The organism is Pontiella desulfatans, from assembly GCF_900890425.1.
Taxonomy (GTDB): domain Bacteria; phylum Verrucomicrobiota; class Kiritimatiellia; order Kiritimatiellales; family Pontiellaceae; genus Pontiella; species Pontiella desulfatans.
The window spans coordinates 911,728-935,122 of sequence record NZ_CAAHFG010000001.1; the positions used below are offsets into that span (position 1 = coordinate 911,728).

A 23,395-nucleotide genomic window follows, 5' to 3' on the forward strand; every position below is an offset into this window, starting at 1 on the left:
TATGAAAAAAGTTGTAATGATTCAGCGGGTGGCGTGCGACTACCGCCTTGCTTTTTTCCAGCAGCTGCATGCCGGGTTGCAGGAGAAGGGCATTGCCTTCGAGCTGGTGGCCGGTTTGCCGTGGGAAGGGGAAGGTTTCGTTGATGTTCTCGATCAGTTGCCGTTCGGGACGCGACTACGGAACATCAGGCTATTCAAGAACGTATATTGGGAAGAGGGCGCGCTTGCTGCGTGCAAGAATGCGGATCTGGTCATATTCGAGCAGGCCAACGCGGCGTTGCATCTATATCCCTTGCTGTTGGGGATTCACCACCGGGGGCAAAAGATTGCATTTTATGGACATGGGGCGCATCTCAACAAAAGCAAGCCACACCCTATGAGGGATGCTTGGCGCAGGTTCTGGAGCACCCGGGTTGATTGGTGGTTCGCCTATACGCAGCTTTCAGCGGATATTGTGTTGAATGACGGTTTCCCTATGGAAAAAATGACCGTGGTGAACAATGCCATCGATACCGATGAGCTGCGCGTTGCACGGAATGCGCTCTCCGATGGGGATTTGGATGCAACCTATCAAAAGCTGTTTGGGCTCCCAAAAGGAAAAGAAATTACCGGCATCTTTTGTGCCCGGTTGACCGAGCTGAAATGGATTCCTTTTTTGTTGGAGGCTTTGTTGCTGATTAAGGCAAGGGTGCCCGGATTTACCATGATCATTATCGGTGATGGCCCCTACGCGGATGAGGTGAAAAACTTTTGCACGGAACATCCCTGGTGCCATTGGGCGGGGGCGGTGCATGGCACCAAGCGGGTGGAGCTTCTTGCCCTGGGAGACGTTTGGCTGAATCCGGGAATGACGGGATTGTCCATCCTGGATGCCTTTGCCATGGGTATGCCCTTCTTTACAGTCGACAGCGGTATCCATTCCCCTGAGATCGCTTATCTTCAGGATGGCCGCAACGGAGGGCTGTGCGGGAATGACCCGAAGGAGTTTGCTGCTTCGGTGGTGGAGGTTTGTCTGGATGCCGGACATTTGAGCGCCATGAAGCAGGCCGCAACCAAGGACGGCGAAAAATATACAACGGCAAGCATGGCAAAAAACTTTGCCGGTGGCATTGCTGTGGCATTGGGGATCGGAGAGAAGGCGACCTCATGAAAGTTTTGGTGATTCATAATGAATATGGCCAGAAGGGCGGAGGAGAGCATCAGGTGTTCATGGCCGAGACCGAGCTACTCCGCCGCCACGGCCATGAAGTGCTCACCTATGCCCAAAGCAATCTGGATGTTTTGGAGCGTGGTAGGCTCGCGACAATAAAAATGCTGTTCCAATCCAGGTTCAATCGAACTGTTTATCATGAGCTTAGGCGACTCTGCGAAATAGAAAAACCGGATGTGGTTCACGTACACAATTTTTGGTTTAGCATCTCTCCATCGGTTTATGCTGCATGCCTTGATTCGGGCGTACCTGTTGTGCAATCCCTTCATAACTTCCGTACAATCTGTGTTAACGCCTTGTTGTTGCGAGACGGCAAGCCTTGTGAGGATTGCGTGGGGAGAACCGCGCTCAAGGGGGTGCTGAAACGGTGTTATCACGGTTCCAGAATTCATGGATGGTTTGTGTATCGAATGCAACGGGGGTTTAGGAAACTAATCAATGTGCCGGCCTATTATTTGGCTTTGACCGAGCATAGCCGTGACATTTTTGTGCGTTCCGGTTTCCCCTCGGACCGGGTTTGGGTGAAAAACAACTTTGTTGCCGACCATTTTGCTGGAATCACAAACCTACCATCCAAGCCTCGTGCGCTCTTTATTGGAAGCCTGATGACTCATAAGGGAATTCGAACGCTTCTGGACGCCTGGGGGCGCATTCCCGACATCGAACTCGTTGTGGTTGGTGATGGGGAACTAAAGGATGGCTTAATGGAGTTATGCCGCTCAAAAGATTTGACCCATATCGAGTTCCGGGGATACCTCAATCCGGCGGAAGTCATGAAGGAAATTCGGCAATGCTCTTTTCTTGTTGTTCCTTCCGAATGGTATGAGACGTTTGGCTTGATTGTGGTTGAAGCTTTTTCCGCTGGAAAACCGGTTGTCGCGGCGAACATCGGGGCGTTGGGGAGACTTGTGGAAGACGGCGTGAACGGATTGCTCTTCAATCCTGGTGACGCTACTGATTTGATTCGTTGTGTTGGTTTAATGCGGGATGAGGTGCTGGCTAAATCCATGGGTGAGTGCGCGCGGAAGTGCTATCAACAAAGGTATAGTGAAAACGTGGGGTATCGGAATTTAATCGAGGTCTACGAAAAGGCAACGTTGCAGGGGGGCTCATGAATTTGCTTTTCGTCTGCCACCAAAGGCGTTTCAAGGCGGATCTGCGGCCAGGGCGATTGGCCCGGTTTTTAGCGGAGCGGGGTCATCATGTGACTCTGCTGTGCATCGCCGACCACGCCAAGTTTCGCATGAAAAAATATATGCAAGACGGTGTTTGTTTCATTGAAACGCCCGATTTGTTATTTGGTAGTTTGCGGTCGGGATGGGATCCGGCAAGCGTGTTGCGTCGCCGTACAATGCTCGGCAAGCTTGGTGTATTCGACCTCGTCCATGTTTTTGAAACACGGCCGGCAACGATATATCCTGTTCTGAGATTTCTAAAAAAGCATCCTGCTCCTTTGGTCATCGACTGGATCGACTGGTGGGGGCGGGGCGGCATCATCACCACCAATCGCCCTAAATGGTACCAAGTCCTGTTTGGTCCGTTCGAAACGTTCTATGAGGAGCATTACCGAACGCTGGCCAACGCAACAACCGTGATTTGCACGGCGTTGGGGCATCGGGCCGAGGGGCTTGGAGTGCATCCGGATTCCATCTTCAAGGTTCCCATCGGTGCAGACACGGAAGCCATACCTTTTGTCGATCCTGCTACGCACCGTTCCGCATTCGACTTTTTGGAAACGGATCGAATTGCTCTGTTTTCCGCGATGGATGCCGTGATGGATGTGGAGCTGGTTTTCAGTGCGGCAAAACGAGTCCATGCCGTGTGTCCGGAGTTCAAGCTGGTGATGACAGGCAATGGTGCCGAGCGGTTAACGCAGCAGGCCAAGGCGTTTGGTATTGGAGACTTTTTTGTTCATTTGGGGCGCCTGCCGCAGGAACAATTTGTCGAGGCATTGACCTGTGCGGATGTATTCCTGCTTCCCTTTGCGGACGAGATTTATAATCGCGGTCGTTGGCCCTGCAAGATTGGGGATTATCTAGCGGCGGGCCGTCCCATTGTTTCCAATCCAGTCGGTGAGGTGCGGGAGCTTATGCAGAAGCATCAGGTTGGGATATTGACGGATTTTGATTCAGACAAATTTGCCGAAGGAATCAAAAACGTGCTCGAAGATTTGGATCAATCCCGGAGCATGGGGCAGAATGCCCGCCATGTGGCTGAAAATGAACTTGCATGGGATGGAATCTTGGATGAACTTGAACATGCGTATGGGTATGCCATGAAGAAACATCAAAAAGTTGTGGGGCTGGGTTCTGGACACTAGAGACTAGAAGCTGGGTGAAGGGCGTGTATGAGTGTGGGCGTATGGGGGTTGAACGGGATTTAAACAGGAGAAGTCTGAAGACAGATGTCTGGGATCAGTTGTTCGCTTAATTTTCGTGTGGTTGGTGTATTTCGTGGTTGATAATCTGGTTTTAGTCCCTCTCTATTCAAATCCCATCATGTATGCGACGGATTTTTACTACAGAGGACCTAGCGCGGTATAGCCGCAACCAAATTGTTTAGAACCACTGATTAACACCGAAGACACGGATTTTTTTACCACAGAGAACTCGGAGACACAGAGCATCCTAATCCTCTGAGCCTCAGTGTCCTCTAGCGCAGCGGGTGGTGAAAACTTGCCAGGAAAACAAGAAATTGACGGATAGTAGTACGGAGACACAGAGTTTTGTATTGCTCCGTTCCTCTGTGTCTCTGTGGTAGAAAATCCATTTGGTTCTGGCTCTGCCGGGTTGGGATGGAGATATAAAACTGCCACTGTGGCGTGAAACGCTTGCTTTTGTGTTGAAAAGCAATAAACATACTCGGAAATGAGACTGTTGAAACAGGAAAAGAAGGCGTTAGCCCATGCGCTTGCTGGAGTCAATGGAGAGGTGTATTTGTACGGGTCGCGCACGGATGACAGCAAAAAAGGCGGGGACATTGATGTGCTTGTTTTCGCCCGCGTTGACTCGCCATATCGTCTTTCCCAAGACATTTCTGTCCGGTTCCGAATGGAGTGCGATGAAAAAATCGACGTTTTAGTGGTCAACCCCGATTCCATCCCTGAATCACAGAAGAGTTTTATCTCGCTGATCCAGGAGGATGCCGTTGCAATACAATGAGTGCGAATAAACAAGCTGAGATTACCCGCCACGGCCGGCAAAAAATGAATGATGCGGTTGCGCTGGTTCAGGCGTCTTTAAATAAGCTGAAGCCTTACGACGAGAAGCATGCATATAGTGCCGACGAGAGCGAGCCGTATGATGCGCTCAGCGACCGCTTTATCCGGGCGGTTGAGGTGGGCATCAAATTTTTCCGGAGTTATGAGCGGTTGCAGTTCGCCGAAAATTCGGACGCGTTGCGCGATTTACTCAATCGGATGGAAAAGCTTGAGATGATCAGCTCGGTCGAGGTCTGGTTCAGAATGCGGGATGTGAGAAACCGGATCGTGCATGACTATCTGCCGCATGAAATAAAAATCATGTATGATGACATCATGGGGCTGTTCGGACAGGAACTGGTCGGGTGCGCCGAAAAGGCACGCCAAGTCAGTCTGGATGAACCATAATGGCCTGTGGCGACTTGGCAGAAGGTGAAGATGCCCCGTGCAATAACACGCCCAATCGCACGGCCTTAAGGCCTCCGCGGGACAGATCTGCTAAAGGGGGACTGAGGCGGGTTGCTCCAAGGCCTCAATATACGGGGCTCAGGTCTTCCAGAACCGTCCTAATGACAGGGCTGGGTTTTTTGATAAAAGGGGCTGACGTTTCCGTTTTACATTGTAAATTGTCCATAGTGCAACGGATTCGCTGTTCTTTTGGTTTTCGTGTGGTTAGTGTATTTCGTGGTTGATAATCTGGTTTTAGTCCCTCTTTATTCGAATCCTATCAAGTATGCGACGGATTTTTTACCACAGAGGACCTAGCGCGGCATAGCCGCAACCAAATTGTTTAGAACCACTGATGAACACCGAAGACACAGATTTTTTTTTACCACAGAGAACTCAGAGACACAGAGCACCCTAATCCTCTGAGCCTCAGTGTCCTCTAGCGCAGCGGGTGGTGAAAACTTGTCAGGAAAACAAGAAATTGACGGATAGTAGTACGGAGGCACAGAGTTTTGTATTGCTCCGTTCCTCTGTGTCTCTGTGGTAGAAAATCCATTTTGGTTCTGGCTCTGCCGGGTTGGCATGGAGATAAACGAACATTGGGTATGGGCGTTGGGCTGTTGTTGGGAGATTAGGTGTGAGGGCGTATGGGGGTTGAACGGGTGTCGACTTCATCGTTTTAACGATTCAACTTTGAACGGTTATAAACAGGAGAGTGAGAGAATGAAAAAGCTATTGGTACCGGGGGGACTTTGTTCCAGAATACACCCCGAGAGACGGGGGCTGAGCGAGGTCGGAAGACAGCTGACAGAGGATTGAGTGCAGTTTGCGGCAATGCCGCTTTGGAGTGCGGTGGCTCGACACCGCTTTAACTATTCGAATGCTTTTAAAATATAAGTCGTTATGAGGAACTTGCAAAACCTCTGGTTTTGCCGTTCCAGTTATCAGGTACTGGTTATTGGTTATCAGGACAAGTCATACGCAACCAGCGGGTTAGTCCAATAACCAATAACTTTTAACAAAAAACCGCCTCGCAAACTCGAAGGGTTTTGCAAGAGGCTCGTTATTACTTTAAATTATGTGGTTAACAATCTGAGTAAATCGGTGTTGATCTGTGGTTCTGGAATTAGCTGAAAGGAAGGGGATATATGAAAAAATTATTGGTAACAGGCGGTCTGGGATTTATCGGTTCCTATTTCGTGGATCTGGCGCTCAAGCGTGGGTTTTACGTGATTAACGTGGATAAAAAGACCTATGCGGCGCGGACGGATGTCGATTTTGATGGTCGGGATCATTATGAATTTATCGAAGAAGATATTTCGACCATGACCCATATTCCGCCGGGCGTGGATTATGTGGTGAACTTTGCGGCGGAGTCGCATGTGGACAACTCGATCCATGCCAACGAGGCGTTCTACAACAGCAACATTGGCGGGGTGTACAATATTCTGGAGCTGATCCGTGCCAAGGATGAAACCGACCGTCCGATTCTGTTCCATATTTCGACGGATGAAGTCTACGGAACGGCGCACGCCGGCTCGTTCACGGAAGAGGACAAGCTGCTGCCGTCCAATCCCTATTCCGCCACCAAGGCGGCGGCGGAGCAGTTGATTTTTGGCTGGCGCCACACCCATGGCATCAAGGCGATCATTTGCCGCAGCTGCAACAACTATGGCTTTGGCCAATATCCGGAAAAACTGCTGGCCAAGACGATCGAGTTCCTGCTCAACGGCAAGAAAATGACGGTGCATGGCGACGGAACCTATCTGCGCGAGTGGATCTATGCCGAGGATAACTGCGAAGGCTTGCTGGCCGTGCTGGAAAAGGGCGAAGAGGGGCAGGTTTACAATATTTCATCCGGCGAGGAACATTCCGTGATGGATGCCGTCCGCATGGTGGTGGAGGCCATGGGCATGAAAGAAGAGGATGCCGTGGTGCACATTCCCAATCGTCCCGGACAGGATCTGCGTTATTCCGTCGATTGCTCAAAAGCCCGCGCCCTGGGCTGGGCACCGAAGACGACGCTGAAGGAATATATTCCGGAGTACATTCGGCTTTATAAGGAGAAGCTCGGCATCGCCGAGTAAGGGAGTTGTGGAGTGTGGGTGTACGGGAGTTTTGGGTAAGGGAGTTGTGGAGTAAAGGTGTCGGTTTTTTTCCTCTGGCTCGTAGTGAGTAAGGAGTTTTGGATGTTACACCATTGCTCCGATACAAAAAGAAACGGAGTGAAACATGGGTGAATTTGCTAATAGTTTCCGAGATCTGGATGTGTATCAAGATGCATTAAACTTGTCCTTGGATATTCATGAGTTTGCTAAATCCCTTCCAATAGAAGAGCGGTACGTTCTCGCGGATCAAATGCGTCGAGCTTCTCGCTCCGTGCCAGCTAATATTTCCGAGGCGTGGCTTCCTGCTCGTAGAGATATGTATGTTTGTTGTGTATGCAATTGAAAGTTATTCGACAGGGCGAGTATACATTGGCCAGACGCAAGATATTGATGCTCGCCTTAGGCTTCATAATCTCGGGCGCGTTAAATCAACATCTAAAGGTGGAGTGTGGCATCTTGTAGCACTGGAAAGCTTTGAAACGAGAGATCAAGCTCGCTGGTGCGAGACTTTGCTGAAGAGATCACTTGGGCGACGTTTAAAATGGTTGCAACAACACAAAATATAGTTCGCATACAGCTTGGAGAGCGCAAACGTAGATATAAAGCCGCATTTATTGCTAAATTGAGTGATTCTGAAACAGAGGCATCTGAAATGCAGTGCTGGCTGGACTTTTCTTTAAAAGCCAAGTTTATGGGTCAGGCCGTGTATGAAGGTTTTGATAAGCGATATGAACGCATTATCGGTCAACTTGTGACGATGATCGACGGAGCCGAAAAATGGTGTCGTTAGGTGTGAAGCTCTCGACTCGAACCGTTGTGCGTGCAGAGATGTCTGATGGAAGAACGGCCACTCCCATAAACACGTATACTCATACTCCCTTACGCAACTTCCCCGGTACTCCCATACCCCACAACCCCCAGACGTGAATTTATGAACACTTTATACAAAATAATTCCGTTCGACATAAAACACGGAAATTGCGGCGGATCGCTGGTGCAGTTCCAGCAGGGTGAGGACGCGGAAAACGCGTTGCCGTTCAGCATTGGCAAGGTTCTGGTCTCCTCCGACATGCAGCCCGGTGACGTGCGTGGCAACCATGCCCACCACGAAACCGAGGAGATCGTGGTTGCCCTCAGCGGTGGTTGCACCTTTGAGCTGGATGATGGCAAGGGCACGCGGGAACGCGTACGCCTTGCTGCGTGTGGGTGTAAGGGAGTAGTGGAGTGTGGGAGTAAAGACGCCGCTGCCTTAGCCCCCATACGCCCAAACCCCGAAACACCCATACCCAACCACTCCGACACACAACCAGCTTTGCTGCTTTATCCCCACGTCTGGCGCACGTTCTATGATTTCGAACCGGGGACGGTCTTGCTGGTGGTGGCTAATATCACCTACGATGAAAAAGACTATATTCGTGACCGGGCTGAGTTTGAGCGCATCGCGAAGACTTGGGCCGGGCTGGGTGGGAGCGCATCGCCGTAGGCGGTATGCAGCGGACTGAGGACAGATGACAGAAGTCAGCATATTGCTCCGGCAACTAAATGTTGTGACTGAACAGGTTTTTTTTTAACCGCGAAAGAACGCATAGAACGCAGAAAACTTGGCAATAGGCATCTTTGTGTTCCTTGCGTTCTTTCGCGGTTAATCCCAATATTAAGTCGCCGGATCTATAGTATGCGGCGCAGCCGCTTTGGTGCGGTAGCTCGATACCGCTTTTCTTTCGGTTGATTTGTATTTGGCCGCGAGAGAACGCATAGAACTCAGGGGTTGAAGGACAACGGTTGGTCGATGAAGGATGAGGTTTTGGCAAAATGATTGGGGCAAAATAATTCTGGCACTGCTGCTTTCATCGCTAGTAAATAGTCTTGTTATCAATCGTCCTGTAAAACAGGCATAGGAATACTAATTGTGCCTCTAAATTATTTTGCCTGAAATATTGCTGTGGTAGGGAGCGATTTTATGAACAACGTCTATATCCACGAAAAAGCATTGGTTGAAACGGAGACCATTGGCGAGGGCTCTCGCATTTGGGCTTTTGCGCATGTGATGTCCGGCTCTTCCATTGGAAAAGACTGCAACATTGGCGACCACGCATTTATCGAGTCCGGAGTGAGGATCGGCAATGGTGTAACCATCAAGAACAATGTTTTGGTTTGGAAGGGGGTTCACGTTGCCGACTATGCTTTTCTTGGGCCCAATGTGGTTTTCACCAACGATCTCCGTCCCCGTAGCCCCCGCATGCCGCTCATGAAAGAGCTGGCATTGGCTGAAGAAGACTGGCTCGTCGAAACCCACCTGGAAGAAGGTGCGTCGATCGGTGCGAATTCCACCATCCTGGCTGGCGTGACCCTTGGGAGATATTGCTTGGTCGGTGCGGGAAGCGTGGTCACAAAGGATGTGCCTCCGTTTGCCTTGGTGGTGGGGAACCCAGCGCGCCAGATTGGATTTGTCGATAAGCTGGGCAGACGGGTTGACGAGCGACCCTCGGAACCAGACGCTTCTAGCACCTAATAGGCAATTAACTTGAAGAGTCTCACCACAGAGCGCACGGAGGCACAGAGCAACCAATATATCTGCCACCCTCTGCGTCTCTGTGAACTCTGTGGTAAAAAATTCAAATCAGTTTAATTTAGTATAAAACCTAAAACCTAACGCCTAGCACTTTCTGTTTCTTTGTGGATGTTGTGCCTTTTAGTGGCTAAAAAAGTCCTGCTCGCTGACTTCTGGGGTCTGATCTTCGGCGTAGCGCCTTTCAGTCGCTAGCCATCCGCGCGTCCCGCAAGGATGATCCAGACGGTGCCAAAGATGACCATCAGGTCCATGGCGGGATTCATGTTCCGGGCATAGTAGATGTCGTAGAGCACGGTATCGTTGAAGGTGACGCCGGTTTTGGCGGCATAGAGCTTCCAGAGTCCGGTGCAACCGGGGCTGATGGCAAAGCGGCGCTGGTGCCATTCGTCTTCCATCTCATATTCACCCGGCGGTACGGGGCGGGGGCCGACCAAGGCCATATCGCCCTTGAGCACATTGAACAGCTGGGGGAGCTCGTCGATCGCCCATTTCCGGATAAACTTTCCAACGGGAGTGACATAGGCGGTGTTGACGACCTTGCTGAGCGTTTCCCCTTCCTGTTGGTTCTGGATAAAATTCTTGATCTGGTCGTTGCGGTTTTGGTCCTGGTCGGCGCCGACGGCCATGGAACGGAATTTGTAGAAGGGGAAGGGTTTCCCGTTCCGGCCAATGCGATCCTTGGTATAAAACACGGGGCCAGGGGAGGTGAGCTTGATGGCAATGGCCGTGCCGATGAGGAGCGGGGACAGCAGGATGATCCCAATCAGCGAGGCGATAAAATCGAAAATCCGCTTCCACGATTTGAGCAGGAATCCCCCCGGGATGCCATGCATGCGGATGAAGGGGATATCGAAGTGGGCGTCGGCGCTATCGGAGCGTTGCAGGGCTGCTGATTTGTCGGAATGGACATCCACCCAGCCGAATAGGCGGATGCAGTTTTCGATTAGATCCATCAGCTTCTGGTGCGATAGTTCGGGGTTGCAGATGACCGCACCTTCAAGGTTGTAGAGATCGGTGACATCGGGCATTTCGCTGGGGCTTCCAATGAAGGGCACGGATGATACGTTGGCCGCTTTTTCAACATCGTCCATCATTCCAACGACCTTCATTCCGCAGTCGTGTTTTTTGCAACATCCGGTTATAAACTCTTCGGAAAGCGCCGTGTCGCCAATCACGACCACCCTGCGGCGCATGTCGGTTCTGGAAAGAACGGTGCAAAGGATGCGTAGAATGAGCAAGCGGTGGAGCGCAAGGGCCGGGAGCAGCAGGCTTCCCCAATAGATCATGACCCAGCGGGAATGGATGAACAGGTCGGATTTGGAGAATCCCTTGGCTAAAATATAGACCGCCAATGTAATTGCGATGGCCTTGATGATGGCGACAAAGTGCTGAAGCGGAACCAGCTGTGTTTTGCGCTTATAGAGCCCCAGGGCGCTGAAAACCCCGAGCATCACGAAGGAATGGATGAACACCAGCACCATTTCCGGAACAATGTGGTGGCGCGAAACAATGTTCATGCCCGGGTCATAGGGGCGGAAATAGAGCGCGACGGCGAATGTTCCGACCAGAATTATCCAGTCGGTGGCCATCAGGTATAGAAATGTGCGGCTTCGCTTCATCGGTGGTGCATCCCCTTAATAAACCCCGTGGATAGTATTCACAGGACTATTGATAACAAGACTATTGTTTCTTTTCTCCAACCTACCTCTGGGCTGAACAAACCTCTAATCTTCACTAATGGGCACTAATCTCTACGAACTGCAGGACATGCCTTTGAAAGCATCTTTATTCCGCCGCTTCCTTGCCGGGTGAGACAACGATCTTTCCTAGCATGTTATCAATTAGTGAGTATTAGTGCCCATTAGTGGTTCCATTTTAAAATCGTAGGACAAAATGATCTTAGCTGGCCGGAGAGAAATGGTTCTGCCTCCAAATTATTCTGCCTTCCCTCGCTTTTGCCTAGTTTCATTCATGTATTTCACAGGACAATTGATAACAAGACTATTGTTTCTTTTCTCCAACCTACCTCTGGGCTGAACAAACCACTAATCTTCACTAATCACTAACGAATAGGCGCTTCTCTTTTTCGTCCTGTTCAAAAACTAGTCCTGTTAACTGCCTCGCATGCTGCGTCCATCCGCGTGAATCTGTGGTTCAAAAAACGGAAAACATGGTGTAGTAAAAAATACTAAAAGTAAAGTGGGCTGTGGATGGAAATCGGAGGTCTACGGTGTATGAGTGTGAGGGGGTTGTGGATGGAAATCGGAGGTCTACGGTGTATGAGTGTGAGGGGGTTGTGGAGTAAGGGCGTTGTGAGGAAATCAAAGGTCAGGGGGCGGAGGACGGAGGACGGAGGACTGCGGACTGCGGACGGAGGACTGAGGACTGAGGACTGCGGACTGAGGACGGAGGACTGCGGACTGCGGACGGAGGATAGCGGACATGTTATGCATATTGACAGACGTATTGGGTGGGCATATTGTACGTCACATGAACTCAAAGCTTACATTACGCATGGATGAGGGGTTGATTGCCTTGGCCAAGGCCGAGGCGGCGCAACGCGGAAAATCGGTATCGCAGATGATTGGGGAGTTTATTGATGTGCTTGGCCATGCAGAGAAATCGAAAGGAAAACTTCCGCCGGTGACGTCCTCGCTGCGCGGTGTGCTCAAGGGATCAGATGTTTCGGAAGAGTCGCATAAAAAGCACCTGAGGGAAAAATACGGGTGATCATTTTGGTCGATACCAATGTGGTTTTGGATTTGCTACTGGATCGCGTTCCTTTTTCGGAATCCGCCGCTCATGTTTTTTCTTTGATCGAAAAATCTGAGGTAGAGGCGTTTCTCTGCGCGACGACGATAACAACCATCGACTATTTGTTGACCCAATCCATGCCCCGCCCGGCCGCGAAGAAAGCGTTGCAACGCCTCATGGTACTCTTTGAAATCGCTCCCGTTAACCGCCCGGTAATCGAGGAAGCGCTACGGGGGCGCATGGATGGTTTTGAAGATGCTGTTTTGGCTCATGCGGCACATCTGGTTGGCGCAACGACTGTGGTTACGCGGAATACAAAAGACTTCCGGAATTCCCCGGTCAAGGCCATGGATCCTGTATCATTCCTGTCCGCCTTCAACCCATAAACCCCACCTGGGTGAAATCATTCAAGTAGGTTGTCTAGCGACTCATTAAAACTTTTTAATACAGATGGTTCCCGCATTTAATTGACTGATATGAACTTAACTTGAATGGTTTCACCACAGAGGACTTGGAGCAGCGGTGCCGCAACCAAATTATTTGAAGCTACAGATGAACACCGAAGACACGGATTTTTTACCACAGAGATCTCAGAGACACAGAGCATCCTAACCCTCTGTGCCTCAGAGTCCTCTAGCGCAGCGGGTGGTAAAAAAATTTGCCAGGAAAACAAGAAATTGACGGATAGTAGTACGGAGGCACAGAGGAGCGGGAATGTTCAATTGCCCTGTGTCTCGGTGACCTCTGTGGTAATAAACAAATCGGTTTAATTGGGTATGAAAACCGAAAACCTAAAACCTTAAACCTGAAGATGGGATCCATCTTTATTGGAAGAAAACTATGAACGTACCTTTTTTGGATTTGAAGGCGGCGTCGGCCGAGGTGGCGGACGAAGTGGCGGATGTGTGGCAAACGATTGTCGAGGACTCCAATTTTATCCTCGGCCATCAGGTCGAGATGTTCGAAAAGGAGTTTGCGGCATATTGCGATTGCAGGCACGCCATTGGCGTGGCGTCGGGATTGGATGCCCTGAAACTGATTCTCCGGGCAATGGACATCGGGGCGGGAGACGAAGTTGTTACGGTGGCCAATTCGTTCATTGCAACAGCACTGGCCGTTTCTTCGGTTGGCGCTCAACCCGTATTGGTGGACATGGACGACACGGATTTCCTGATCGATGTCCAACTGCTGGAGGCCGCCATTACACCCCGGACCAAGGCGATCATCCCCGTTCATCTCTATGGCCAGTCCGCCGCCATGGATCCCATCATGGCGGTCGCCCGCCAGCATGGCCTCAAGGTGATCGAGGATGCTGCCCAGGCGCACGGTGCGCTCTACAACGGGCGCAAGTGCGGTTCGCTGGGCGACGCCGCTGCGTTTAGCTTCTATCCCGGAAAAAACCTGGGGGCCTTTGGCGACGGTGGGGCGGTCACCACCAACGACGATGCCTTGGCCGAAAAACTGTTGTCGCTCCGGAACTATGGTTCTCCACGGCGATACCACCACGAACTCTTGGGGGAAAACAGCCGGCTCGACACCGTACAGGCGGCGGTGTTGTCGGCCAAACTGAAGCATCTGGACCGATGGAATGCCGGCCGCCGCCGTGTCGTGGAGCAGTATGCGGCAGGTCTATCCGGGGTTGGAGACCTTCGACTTCCGCGCTCCGACGACCCGGCGGGCCATGTCCACCACCTATATGTGATTCGCTCAGCCCGGCGTGATGGATTGAAGGCGCACCTTGAATCGCAGGGCATTGGCTGCATTATCCACTATCCGATCCCGATCCACCTGCAGGAGGCCTATGCGTTCATGGACTGGAAAGAAGGGGATTTCCCCGCTGCAGAGCAAGCCGCGAAGGAAATCCTCTCGTTGCCCATCTTCCCGACCATGACGGAAGAGCAGGTAGGTGGCGTCGTGGACGCGGTAAGGGCGTTCTTTGATTAGGGGCGTGTTTGGTGTAAGGGTGTGTGGGGGTCAGGGCGTGAGGGGGTGTGGGAGTGCTTGGGTACTGGCAACGTGCGAGCGGTTGCTACCCCCATACCCCGATACTCAGCTACCCTCATACATCGACGGTAGGAGATAAGCCATGGGTGAGTTTGCGAAAAGTTTTCGGGATTTGGACGTGTATCAGGAGTCTTTGGCTCTTACTTTGGAAATCCATGAATTTGCCAAAACCCTCCCGTCTGAAGAGCGGTACGTTCTCGCGGATCAAATGCGTCGAGCTTCTCGCTCCGTGCCTGCCAATATTTCCGAGGCTTGGCTTCCTGCTCGTAGAGATATGTATGTTTGTTGTGTATGCAATTGAAAGTTATTCGACAGGGCGAGTATACATTGGCCAGACGCAAGATATTGATGCTCGCCTTAGGCTTCATAATCTCGGGCGCGTTAAATCAACATCTAAAGGTGGAGTGTGGCATCTTGTAGCACTGGAAAGCTTTGAAACGAGAGATCAAGCTCGCTGGTGCGAGACTTTGCTGAAGAGATCACTTGGGCGACGTTTAAAATGGTTGCAACAACACAAAATATAGTTCGCATACAGCTTGGAGAGCGTAAGCGGCGCTATAAAGCTGCATTCATCGCAAAACTGAGTGATGCGGAGACTGAAGCCGCAGAGATGCAATGCTGGCTGGATTTCTCTTTGAAAGCGAATTATATGGATCAGACAAAGTATTCGGATTTTGATCGACGATACGAAAGGATCATATCACAAATAGTGACCATGATTGATGGAGCTGATAAATGGTGCCGATGAGTAGTGGGGTATGCATGTTGTGGTTTATGGGGGTAGAGGTTCCTGCGCATTCTCACACGATTACACCCATACGCCATAACGCCCATACTCCCTTGCCCCCACATTCAAATACACCGCAACTCCCTGACCCCTATACTCTTTCACCCCCTTACCCCTCCGGCTCACACACATGAATAACGTTCTCAAAGGCCGGTCAATGGCGTTCCACCAGTTCTGGAACTCATTCTGGTTGTTGGTGACCGATAGTGTCATCCTGTTTGCTGGATTGCTGTTGGGTAATATTCTCCTATTGCATATTCAGGGGATTCCCGTTTCCATTCAATATTCCGCCCTGATTGTTCCGGTTTGGTGGGTGGGTGCCCTGGTTTCCGGGCAAGCTCCCGGTTGGGGGCTGGGAATGATCGAAGAGCTTCGGCGCATCGAATTGTTGCTGATCACCGTTTTCGGTATTGCCGGTGTGGCCTACGTGCTTGGGCAGGACCGCATGCTGCCCAGCCGTATCGTCTACCTGAGTTCCTATGCGTTTTCCGCCTTCCTGCTCCCGTTCGGGCGCATTGCCTGCCGCCGTCTTCTCGGCCGCCTGCACTTGTGGGGATGCAATGTGGCGCTCTATGGCGACACCCAGGCCATCGAGCGGATGGTTCAGGTATTCAAGGCCGAAGCGAACATTGGATACCGTCCGGCAGGCATCTTCTCGGACGACCTGGAGCGGGGTGCCCGGGTGGGGAAAATCCCGGTGCTGGGCGGTTTGCATGAAGCTTCGTCGCACATCGGTGTGGCCGTGGCATCCATCGCCCATCTGCGCAAGCATGACTTGGTCGATTTTGTCGACCATGATCTCGCCGGATACCGCAAGGTCGTTCTGTTTCCCGATATCAATGAACGGGTCTTTGCCTGGGTGACGCCGCGCGACTTCAATGGATTGGTGGGGCTGGAGGTTTCCCGCAACCTGCTCGTTCCCATTGCAACCCTGGTCAAGCGGATCTATGAAACCATGTTGGTGCTTCTTTTCCTGCCAGTCTGGCTTCCCCTTGTGGGGGTGTTGGCTCTTGTTTTGTTCTGTACCGATGGAAAGAACCCGTTCTATTCCCAATCCCGCATTGGAAAAACCGGACAGTCGTTCAAGGCCATCAAGTTGAGAACCATGGTTCCGAAGGCCGACCAGGTGTTGCAGGATGTCCTGGATCAGGATGAGGGTGCGCGGCGGGAATGGGAGACCTATTTCAAGTTGAAGACCGATCCGCGCATTACCCCGGTTGGTCGTTTCCTCCGCCGGTTCTCATTGGATGAGCTGCCTCAACTCTTCAATGTGCTGGCTGGCGAAATGGCGTTGGTGGGGCCGCGCCCGTTACCGGACTACCATCAAGAGGAGCTCCCGGAAAAAGCCCGGTTGTTGCGGGGGAAGGTGCGGCCGGGCATGACCGGCCAGTGGCAGGTTTCGGGGCGTAGCGACTGCAGTCTTGCGGAAATGGAATTGTGGGATAATTTCTACGTGCGCAACTGGTCGGTCTGGATGGATATCTACATCATGGCCCGCACCGTCCGCGTCGTTTTCTTTCCTCTCGGAGCGTATTAGTAGGAGCGTAATAAGTTGGGGAGTATGGGAGTGATGGTGTTTGCGGGTCGGGGCTTGTTGGATTAGAGATATTTCGGTGCTACTCCCATACCCCACAACTCAGATACCCTTTTCTTTCCGCAGGTAGAAATCATGGGTAATTTTTCATGGCAAACAAAATAAATACCGATCCAACAATTGTCTTCGTGGGGCAGACTCCTCCTCCGACAACCGGTCAATCGGTTATGATTCAGGTTTTGCTGGATGGATTGAAGAGGCGCTTGCATGTTGAATTTGTCCGGATGGATTTCAGTGCTTCCGTTCAGGAGATGGGGACGTTCAGTTTGAGGAAGGTAAAAACGCTGGTTTCGCTCATTTTGCAGACGCGTTCGCTTCTCCGTCGATATCCCGATTCTGTGCTTTACTATCCGCCCGCCTCGCCCTCGCTGGTTCCTTTGGTCCGTGATATTGTTTTTTTGCTAAGCGTGCGGTCATTGGCCGGAGCCGTGGTCTTTCACTATCATGCCTACGGTATGGCAGGTTTCCTTGAAAACCGGCCACTTCTTCTTTGGTTGGCTCGAAAGGCGTACGCCCGTGCTGATTTGGCTGTGGTACCCACGCCTTCCTGTGCTGAAGAACCCCGGATCTTTTTCCCCCGCAGGATAGAGGCTGTGCCCTATGGACGTGACCTGCCTGGCACCACTAGCCAGCATAAAAAAAGGGGAGGGGGAACCTATAGAATTCTATTTGTCGGCATCCTCACCGAAGGCAAGGGAATATTTGAATTGGTGGAAACCGTTGCTCGTTTGGTCGCTTTAGGTATGGAGGTGGCGGTTCGTTGCGTAGGTGTTTGGCGCTCTGAAAAGGAAAAAGAAGAGGTGGTGGCAAGGGTTGAGCGTTGTAATCTGCAGCAGATCATAGAGTTCTGCGGACATTTGGAGGGGGAAGACTTGTGGCTTGAGTATCTCCACGCAGATGTGCTCTTCTTTCCTACCCATTATGTATATGAGACACAAGGCATGGTTGTTGTTGAAGCCATGGCCTTTTCCCTTCCTGTTGTTTCCAGCGACTGGCGTGGCCCGTGCGATATTGTCAAGGATGGTGAAACCGGCATATTGTGTCGTGCCGGTTGCATCGATGATTATGTGGGTGCCTTGGTTAAGTTATGCAAGGATTCCCGGTTACGTAAAGCAATGGGGCATGCCGGTTATCAGCACTATCAATCTTGTTTCACTGAGGGGCGCTACATTGGGAGATGGATTGATTTGATTGGTGAGCTAAGGATAACGCTGGAAAATGACCGTGATTGATGAGTTGGCAACGGGTTTTTCCGGCTATGAATATAACTGTTATGGCAATGGGGTGGTAGATGGTTTCTTCCCACACAAATAAAGGCAGCATATCCGCCCGAATGCGTAAAAGAAGAATGCGTTTTCTGGATGATGTCATTTCCGCATCCAACGGGAAACCGTTGTCGATTGCCGATCTCGGAGGGACGCTTTCCTTTTGGGAAATGAACCTGGAACATCTTGCCGAAGAGGGACGTATTGGCAAAATTGATGTGTTTAATCTGGAATCCTCTTCCGGCAGGGTGTTGCGAATCGGGGATGTCGAGATCCGGGAGTTCAATGCCGATGTGACCGACCTTCTTGAGATTGGGAAAACGGAATACGATATTGCCTTTTCGAACAGCGTGATCGAGCATGTGGGTAATCTGCATTCCCAATCCCTTTTTGCTAAAGAAATCCGCCGGATTTCCCGGCGCTATATCATGCAGACCCCGAACCGGCGCTTCCCGATCGAGCCCCATTTTTATGTCCCTTTCTTCCCTTATATTCCTTTAGGAATCCGTTCGTGGTTGCACCAGCGATTCAAGCTCGGATGGTTGATGGCCGAATCCGATCCCCTGCAAGCTCGAATTGATTGCGACCAGATTCGTCTACTGACGCGTAGGGAATTGGAATTGTTGTTCGATGATGCCCAAATTCATGTGGAGTGGATATGCGGTTTTGCAAAATCATACATTCTGGTTGGGGAAACAACGGCATGAGTCGATTGCTTAGGAAATCTGAAGCATATCGGATCGGAAATTGGATGGATTGCATATGGTAACGCGAGTTCAGATTGGTACCTCACGATTGGAAAATCTGGAAGCCCAGGCGCTAGACACCTTTCTGGATAAATCATGGATCCATCTTGGAGAACCATGCCAGGGGAGTGGTAGTGATCAGAAGGGCGGTTTGGCTTGGGAAATGGTGGTGGCCAGACTCTATGCTTTAAGCCTCGCAGAGCTTAACGAAATTATTAAACGTCGATTTGCTCGGCGAGGAGCCGAAAGGCGGCCGCATGGTTTTTCGAGGAAAGCGCTTTATGAAAAAACCAATTTTTCAGAATTCTATTTTGAAAAAGGCGGGCGTCTTCCATTTGACGATGAAACGGTGGATTTTATTTTTTCGGAACATTTTTTCGAACATTTGTTCCTGGATGAAGCGGTTGATCTATTTCGGGAATGTCATCGTGTGCTCAAGCCAAATGGGCTCATAAGAACCTGTGTTCCAGATGCCGACTTGAGAACCTACGAACCGGTGGAAAGCGTGGGGTATCCGAATCAGTGCCTGCCCTATTCCCACCCTGACAAGCATAAGAGCCGATGGTCGGTATATTCATTGTGCGAAGCCCTGGAGCATGCCGGTTTCGCTACTTATCCGCTAAGATATTGCGATCGGCATGGTCAATATATAAAATCCAATCCCGAAGATAACCAGGCGTTCTACAAGGATTGTCCAGAAGAGGAACTGGCGTTTAGCACAACATATATTCAACGGATCGACTCGCTTATTGTTGATGGAATAAAGTTGTGATGGGGAAGAGTGTTCTAGCATGAGTCCTTGTTTTGAAAAGAAGAGCGTTCTGGGGATTGGTGTGTCGGTCGTGGATCAGTTGCAATTGCTTGCAGCCATCGCCGAGCTGGCGAGGGGCGGCACTCCGGCCTTGGTCAACAACGTCAATGTCCATGCCTGCAACCTGGCCTATGAACACCCGGAATTCCGCGATGTGCTGAACCATTCCGAGATTGTTTTTTGCGATGGATTCGGGGTCAAACTGGCCGGGGTGCTGACGGGCAACCGGCTTGGGCCGCGGATGACGCCGCCGGATTGGATCGACGACCTGTTTTCGATGTGCGAAAGGGATGGTTTTTCCGTTTATTTCATCGGCGATGAAGACGAAGTGGTTGGAGCGTTCGTGAAGACGGTTGTGGCACGGCATCCTCAACTGAAGGTGGCGGGATGGCGAAATGGTTTTTTTGATTTAGAGGACAAGGGCGTCGTGGCCGAGGTTTCGGATGCCAACGCGGATATCATTATCACCGGCATGGGCATGCCGCGGCAGGAGCTTTGGGCATGGCAGGCCAAGGATCATGTTGACAAGGGGGTGTTCATTGCGACCGGTGCCTTGTTCCGCTGGTACACGGGCATGGAACGCCGCGCCCCCAGATGGATTACGGACTGTGGGCTGGAATGGCTGGCCCGGTTGGTTGCGCAACCCCGCCGGCATTTCCGGCGCTATGTGGTCGGCATCCCCCTGTTTTATTGGCGGGTGTTGACCAGTCGTGGCAAGGTCAAGCCTAGTGAATGATGGGTTGCTCAAACCGAAGGTTCGTGTAAAGGTTCCAGTCCATTTGAATGGCTGGTTTTTTTGTATATGCGTTTGTATAGGCTTTTATTGATTCTGCTCATTTTGGCGGTTGCTGTTGGTGGCATGGCCACGTTTGCATGGTGGCGGTCGGATGGCGTCGGCGCCGACCTGCCTTTCGTGCGGTGGTTCGGCACGGTTTTGGTTTCCTCTTGTCTGACCTTCGCGAACATCCTGGTTCGTTGGGTGAAGTGGCGCTTTCTTTGCCGGCGGAATGGAATACGCATGCCCGCCAGAAAAGGGCTGGGGGTTTATCTGGCCACGTTGCCAGCCATCCTGACCCCGTTCTATATCGGGGAGCTGATGCGGATTCCGATGCTGGGGCTTCCTGTCCGTCCGACCTTCCATCGCCTGGTTCGTATTTTTCTGCTGGAGCGCGGTGCGGACGCCCTTGCTTTGGTCTGCCTTCTTTCCCTCGGCAACCTACCGGTGTTGGCGGCATTGGCCATCGTGTGTATTGCCGTGCCGTTTTTCCTTCGGGGAGGGCGCCGGGCTGGCTGGAGCGTTGCCGTGCTGCTGTCCATCCTTGCCTGGAGCCTCCCGGTTGTTTCGCTGGCCGTGTTCGATGCCATGGTTGACGGAGGAATTGGCATCCGTGATATGGCGCAACTTTTTAGCCGAAGCACGTTGCTGGGTGGTTTGACCGGGCTTCCGATGGGGGCCGGGGTGACGGGGTCGTCCCTGCTCGGTGGATTCTTGGACGCTGGAATTGCGCGACCGGATGCGGTATGGATGACCACCGGGTTCCGGATGGCCACGACATGGTTTGCCTTGGCGGTCGGATTGGCGGCCTTGATTGTGCTGGTGGCCCGGTTGCGTTCTGCGACTCGATCCGGAAACCATTTCGATGCGATTGCCGATCAATATGTGGACGAAATCCCAGGGCATATCCGCGATCATTTGCTGCACCGAAAAATCGATGCCATTCTCGACGGCATGGGCGGCGTCGGGGGCAAGGACGGGCTTGACGTGGGGTGCGGACAAGGAGCCTATGCGTTGCAATTTGCGGAAAAGGGCGCACGAATGGTGGGCGTTGACCTGTCAAGGAACCAGTTGGAGTGGGCTCGGAAAAATGCCGGTGCTGCGGAACTGAAGGCCGGGTGGGAGCAGGCTTCGGCAGACAAGCTCCCATTCCCCGATGCCCGGTTCGATTTTGTCTATTGCGTGAACATGCTCCACCATATGGAAAGCGAAGAGGCGCAGCTGCAAGCTCTTCGGGAGATGGGGCGGGTGCTCCGTTCCGGAGGTAGAATCTTTGTGCATGAGATGAACCCGTTCAATCCGCTTTTCCGCTTCTACATGGGATACCTGTTCCCGGTGCTGAACGCCATCGATGAGGGGACGGAGTGGTGGATCGACCCCGGTCGGCTTCCCGGGATCGATGGCGGTAAATGGAAACAGGAGAAGCACTATTTCACTTTTGTTCCCGACTTTGTTCCGATGGGGTTGTGGAAGTTGCTTCGCCCGTTGGAGGCTTGGCTGGAACGTTCGCGCTGGAACGCCTATAGTGCCCACTACATGGCGGTTTGGGAGAAGGCATGAGTCGAAATATCCTACAGGGCAAGGAGGGGCGGCATTGGTTTCGTGCCGTGGGGATGGTTGGTCTCCTGGCTCTTTTTTATTTCGCATCCGGTCCCGTCAACCGAACGGAGGCTGAAGATGCCTACGAGTATGCCTGGCGCCTGGAAAATGAATCGGGCATGGCCTTGCTGGATGCCCATCACCTGCTCTTCCTGCCGCTGGCGAAGGTTGTTTCCACAGTCGTGCCGCATGCGCGTGCGTTGGGCGTGCTCGGCTTCATCGGCTCCGTGGCCACCGCCCTTATGCTCTATTGTTTCTATCGGGTGCTTCATAGCCAACTGGGGGTTCGCCCAAGGGATGCTCTCGTTGCCTCCCTGGTTCCCGGGGTGAGCTACGGCGTTTGGCGCTACGCGGCAGAGGCCGAAATCTATGCACTCAGCGGCATGTTCGCGGTTTGGTTGCTTGCGGTTGCCATAAAGAGCGATGGTCGGATCGGGAGTCCTGTGGTCTCGGCCATCATTGCCGCAATGGGCTCCTGTATCCATATCATGAATGTCCTTCCGGCTTTTGCGGTGGGGGTGGTGTGCCTTTGCCGTAAGCAGTGGCGGGGGGCGGTGGTCTACGGGATGGCATACGTTATCGTGTTGCTTGCGGTTGTTGGCGTCCTCGTGGCGTTGGGCTGGGATGCGGAGGGGATGCACGACGTTTCGCAATTTGCCTATGAGGGTAGCCTGTTCTCTCCCAGGAGCTATCCCCGGGCGGTGGTGGGTATTGGAAGCGGGGTGCTCTCCTCCCAGTTTGTCTTTGCCTGGGAAACCGTTGGGCATTGGATTGCCCAGGCGTTTCCCGGCATGGGGATTGCCGAGGAAATGTTTTTCGGAAAAGTGCTGGGGATGCGCCTCGCGGTAATAGGGACGGCAACGCTGGTTGCCTGTTTCGTTTCGGCAATAGGGTTGGCGTTTAAATCCATCAAGGGCTGGCGCTTGCCGGAAAAGCACGGTTCGTCGGCAACCTTGGCGGCGGTGGCAGGGCTTTGGCTGTTGCTGTATGCGCTCATCGTTTTCCGCTACGATCCCGCTGCGCCTGAGTTCTGGATCCAGGCCATTCCCGCAATCTTCCTGTTTATTTTTTCCCTGCAGTCCATGGGCGGGCGGTTCCCCCACCTGCGCGCGGCCTTTGTGCTATTCCTCGTCTGCATGCTGCTGCACAATGGGCTGGTTGGCATGTTGCCGTTGAAAAGGGCCGATGCCGACTACAATGCCGTTAAGGCGAGTCCGCTGTTGGCTCGGGTGGAAGCGGACGATCTTGTGCTTTCCAGCGGCAGTTGGATCTTTTACCAGTATCTTCGCTACCACTGCCCGTGCGACGTCGTCTACCTCTTCGCGGTGGATGCTTCCGCCGACCTGGAATGCCGGATAGCCGGTGTGCAGGGGCAGGTATATGGATTCGATGATTTAGGCAATCCGCCCTCCAGCCTAATGCTCCGCTATCCCGAACAGGGGAACTGGGCAAGGAAGATGGGGCTTGAATTGAGAGACAACTCCTCTATCACTATTGTTCAACGCATGGAACTGGATTGAAGCG

25 protein-coding genes are annotated in these 23,395 nt (G+C 52.2%); 24 read left to right on the top strand and 1 reads right to left on the bottom strand.

Going from position 1 to position 23,395, the window contains the following annotated elements:
• Position 1 precedes the first annotated feature (1 nt).
• The 11 genes from E9954_RS03475 (at position 2) to E9954_RS33430 (ending at position 9,476) form a co-directional block, all read left to right on the top strand.
• Complete coding sequence (locus E9954_RS03475; protein ID WP_168441933.1) at positions 2-1,150, top strand: glycosyltransferase family 4 protein; 1,149 nt, start codon at positions 2-4, stop codon at positions 1,148-1,150.
• Positions 1,147-2,325, top strand: coding sequence for a glycosyltransferase family 4 protein (locus tag E9954_RS03480; protein WP_136077845.1), 1,179 nt, complete (start codon positions 1,147-1,149; stop codon positions 2,323-2,325). Before E9954_RS03475 ends, E9954_RS03480 begins: the two co-directional genes overlap by 4 nt.
• Positions 2,322-3,530: a glycosyltransferase gene (locus E9954_RS03485; RefSeq protein WP_136077846.1), complete on the top strand. Its 1,209-nt coding sequence runs from the start codon at positions 2,322-2,324 to the stop codon at positions 3,528-3,530. The genes E9954_RS03480 and E9954_RS03485 overlap by 4 nt, the downstream gene beginning before the upstream one ends.
• A gap of 556 nt (positions 3,531-4,086) precedes the next feature.
• Positions 4,087-4,371: a nucleotidyltransferase domain-containing protein gene (locus E9954_RS03490; protein WP_222847035.1), complete on the top strand. Its 285-nt coding sequence runs from the start codon at positions 4,087-4,089 to the stop codon at positions 4,369-4,371.
• Positions 4,368-4,817 (top strand): nucleotidyltransferase substrate binding protein, encoded by a 450-nt coding sequence (locus tag E9954_RS03495; RefSeq protein WP_136077848.1) that lies wholly within the window; start codon positions 4,368-4,370, stop codon positions 4,815-4,817. Before E9954_RS03490 ends, E9954_RS03495 begins: the two co-directional genes overlap by 4 nt.
• A 1,187-nt stretch (positions 4,818-6,004) precedes the next feature.
• The gene (locus tag E9954_RS03500) at positions 6,005-6,943 is read left to right on the top strand and encodes a dTDP-glucose 4,6-dehydratase (RefSeq protein ID WP_136077849.1); all 939 of its coding nucleotides are present in this window, start codon (positions 6,005-6,007) and stop codon (positions 6,941-6,943) included.
• Positions 6,944-7,088: 145 nt separating this feature from the next.
• Positions 7,089-7,307 carry a four helix bundle protein gene (locus E9954_RS33610; protein ID WP_136077850.1) on the top strand — a complete coding sequence of 73 codons (219 nt, stop codon included), beginning with the start codon at positions 7,089-7,091 and terminating at the stop codon, positions 7,305-7,307.
• Positions 7,285-7,530, top strand: coding sequence for a GIY-YIG nuclease family protein (locus E9954_RS33810; protein ID WP_136077851.1), 246 nt, complete (start codon positions 7,285-7,287; stop codon positions 7,528-7,530). The genes E9954_RS33610 and E9954_RS33810 overlap by 23 nt, the downstream gene beginning before the upstream one ends.
• A complete protein-coding gene (locus E9954_RS03515; protein ID WP_136077852.1) occupies positions 7,506-7,754 on the top strand; it encodes a four helix bundle protein in 249 nt (82 codons plus the stop codon). Before E9954_RS33810 ends, E9954_RS03515 begins: the two co-directional genes overlap by 25 nt.
• A 141-nt stretch (positions 7,755-7,895) precedes the next feature.
• A complete protein-coding gene (locus E9954_RS03520; RefSeq protein ID WP_136077853.1) occupies positions 7,896-8,447 on the top strand; it encodes a sugar 3,4-ketoisomerase in 552 nt (183 codons plus the stop codon).
• Positions 8,448-8,924: 477 nt separating this feature from the next.
• Positions 8,925-9,476, top strand: coding sequence for an acyltransferase (locus E9954_RS33430; RefSeq protein WP_136077854.1), 552 nt, complete (start codon positions 8,925-8,927; stop codon positions 9,474-9,476).
• Positions 9,477-9,724: 248 nt separating this feature from the next.
• Here the strand turns inward: E9954_RS33430 and E9954_RS03530 are convergent, their stop codons facing one another.
• The gene (locus tag E9954_RS03530; protein WP_136077855.1) at positions 9,725-11,155 is read right to left on the bottom strand and encodes an exopolysaccharide biosynthesis polyprenyl glycosylphosphotransferase; all 1,431 of its coding nucleotides are present in this window, start codon (positions 11,153-11,155) and stop codon (positions 9,725-9,727) included.
• A gap of 871 nt (positions 11,156-12,026) precedes the next feature.
• Between E9954_RS03530 and E9954_RS03540 the strand changes: the two genes are divergently transcribed.
• The 13 genes from E9954_RS03540 (at position 12,027) to E9954_RS03600 (ending at position 23,391) form a co-directional block, all read left to right on the top strand.
• A complete protein-coding gene (locus E9954_RS03540; protein ID WP_136077857.1) occupies positions 12,027-12,266 on the top strand; it encodes a DUF6364 family protein in 240 nt (79 codons plus the stop codon).
• The gene (locus E9954_RS03545; RefSeq protein WP_136077858.1) at positions 12,263-12,676 is read left to right on the top strand and encodes a type II toxin-antitoxin system VapC family toxin; all 414 of its coding nucleotides are present in this window, start codon (positions 12,263-12,265) and stop codon (positions 12,674-12,676) included. The genes E9954_RS03540 and E9954_RS03545 overlap by 4 nt, the downstream gene beginning before the upstream one ends.
• A gap of 454 nt (positions 12,677-13,130) precedes the next feature.
• The gene (locus E9954_RS03550) at positions 13,131-14,234 is read left to right on the top strand and encodes a DegT/DnrJ/EryC1/StrS family aminotransferase (RefSeq protein WP_136077859.1); all 1,104 of its coding nucleotides are present in this window, start codon (positions 13,131-13,133) and stop codon (positions 14,232-14,234) included.
• A gap of 142 nt (positions 14,235-14,376) precedes the next feature.
• A complete protein-coding gene (locus tag E9954_RS33615) occupies positions 14,377-14,595 on the top strand; it encodes a four helix bundle protein (RefSeq protein ID WP_136077860.1) in 219 nt (72 codons plus the stop codon).
• Positions 14,573-14,818, top strand: coding sequence for a GIY-YIG nuclease family protein (locus E9954_RS33815; RefSeq protein WP_136077851.1), 246 nt, complete (start codon positions 14,573-14,575; stop codon positions 14,816-14,818). Before E9954_RS33615 ends, E9954_RS33815 begins: the two co-directional genes overlap by 23 nt.
• Positions 14,794-15,042 (top strand): four helix bundle protein, encoded by a 249-nt coding sequence (locus E9954_RS03565; protein ID WP_136077862.1) that lies wholly within the window; start codon positions 14,794-14,796, stop codon positions 15,040-15,042. The genes E9954_RS33815 and E9954_RS03565 overlap by 25 nt, the downstream gene beginning before the upstream one ends.
• Positions 15,043-15,211: 169 nt before the next feature.
• Complete coding sequence (locus E9954_RS03570; RefSeq protein ID WP_136077863.1) at positions 15,212-16,618, top strand: exopolysaccharide biosynthesis polyprenyl glycosylphosphotransferase; 1,407 nt, start codon at positions 15,212-15,214, stop codon at positions 16,616-16,618.
• Between the two features lie 146 nt (positions 16,619-16,764).
• Complete coding sequence (locus E9954_RS03575) at positions 16,765-17,907, top strand: glycosyltransferase family 4 protein (RefSeq protein ID WP_136077864.1); 1,143 nt, start codon at positions 16,765-16,767, stop codon at positions 17,905-17,907.
• A gap of 161 nt (positions 17,908-18,068) precedes the next feature.
• Entirely contained in the window at positions 18,069-18,647 is a 579-nt protein-coding gene (locus tag E9954_RS03580) for a methyltransferase domain-containing protein (RefSeq protein WP_136077865.1), read from the top strand.
• Between the two features lie 88 nt (positions 18,648-18,735).
• A complete protein-coding gene (locus tag E9954_RS03585) occupies positions 18,736-19,458 on the top strand; it encodes a class I SAM-dependent methyltransferase (RefSeq protein WP_168441934.1) in 723 nt (240 codons plus the stop codon).
• A gap of 19 nt (positions 19,459-19,477) precedes the next feature.
• On the top strand, positions 19,478-20,233 hold the full coding sequence (locus tag E9954_RS03590; RefSeq protein WP_136077867.1) for a WecB/TagA/CpsF family glycosyltransferase: 756 nt from the start codon (positions 19,478-19,480) through the stop codon (positions 20,231-20,233).
• A gap of 123 nt (positions 20,234-20,356) precedes the next feature.
• Entirely contained in the window at positions 20,357-21,832 is a 1,476-nt protein-coding gene (locus E9954_RS03595; RefSeq protein WP_168441935.1) for a methyltransferase domain-containing protein, read from the top strand.
• Positions 21,829-23,391, top strand: coding sequence for a DUF2723 domain-containing protein (locus E9954_RS03600; protein ID WP_136077869.1), 1,563 nt, complete (start codon positions 21,829-21,831; stop codon positions 23,389-23,391). Before E9954_RS03595 ends, E9954_RS03600 begins: the two co-directional genes overlap by 4 nt.
• Positions 23,392-23,395: the final 4 nt, after the last annotated feature.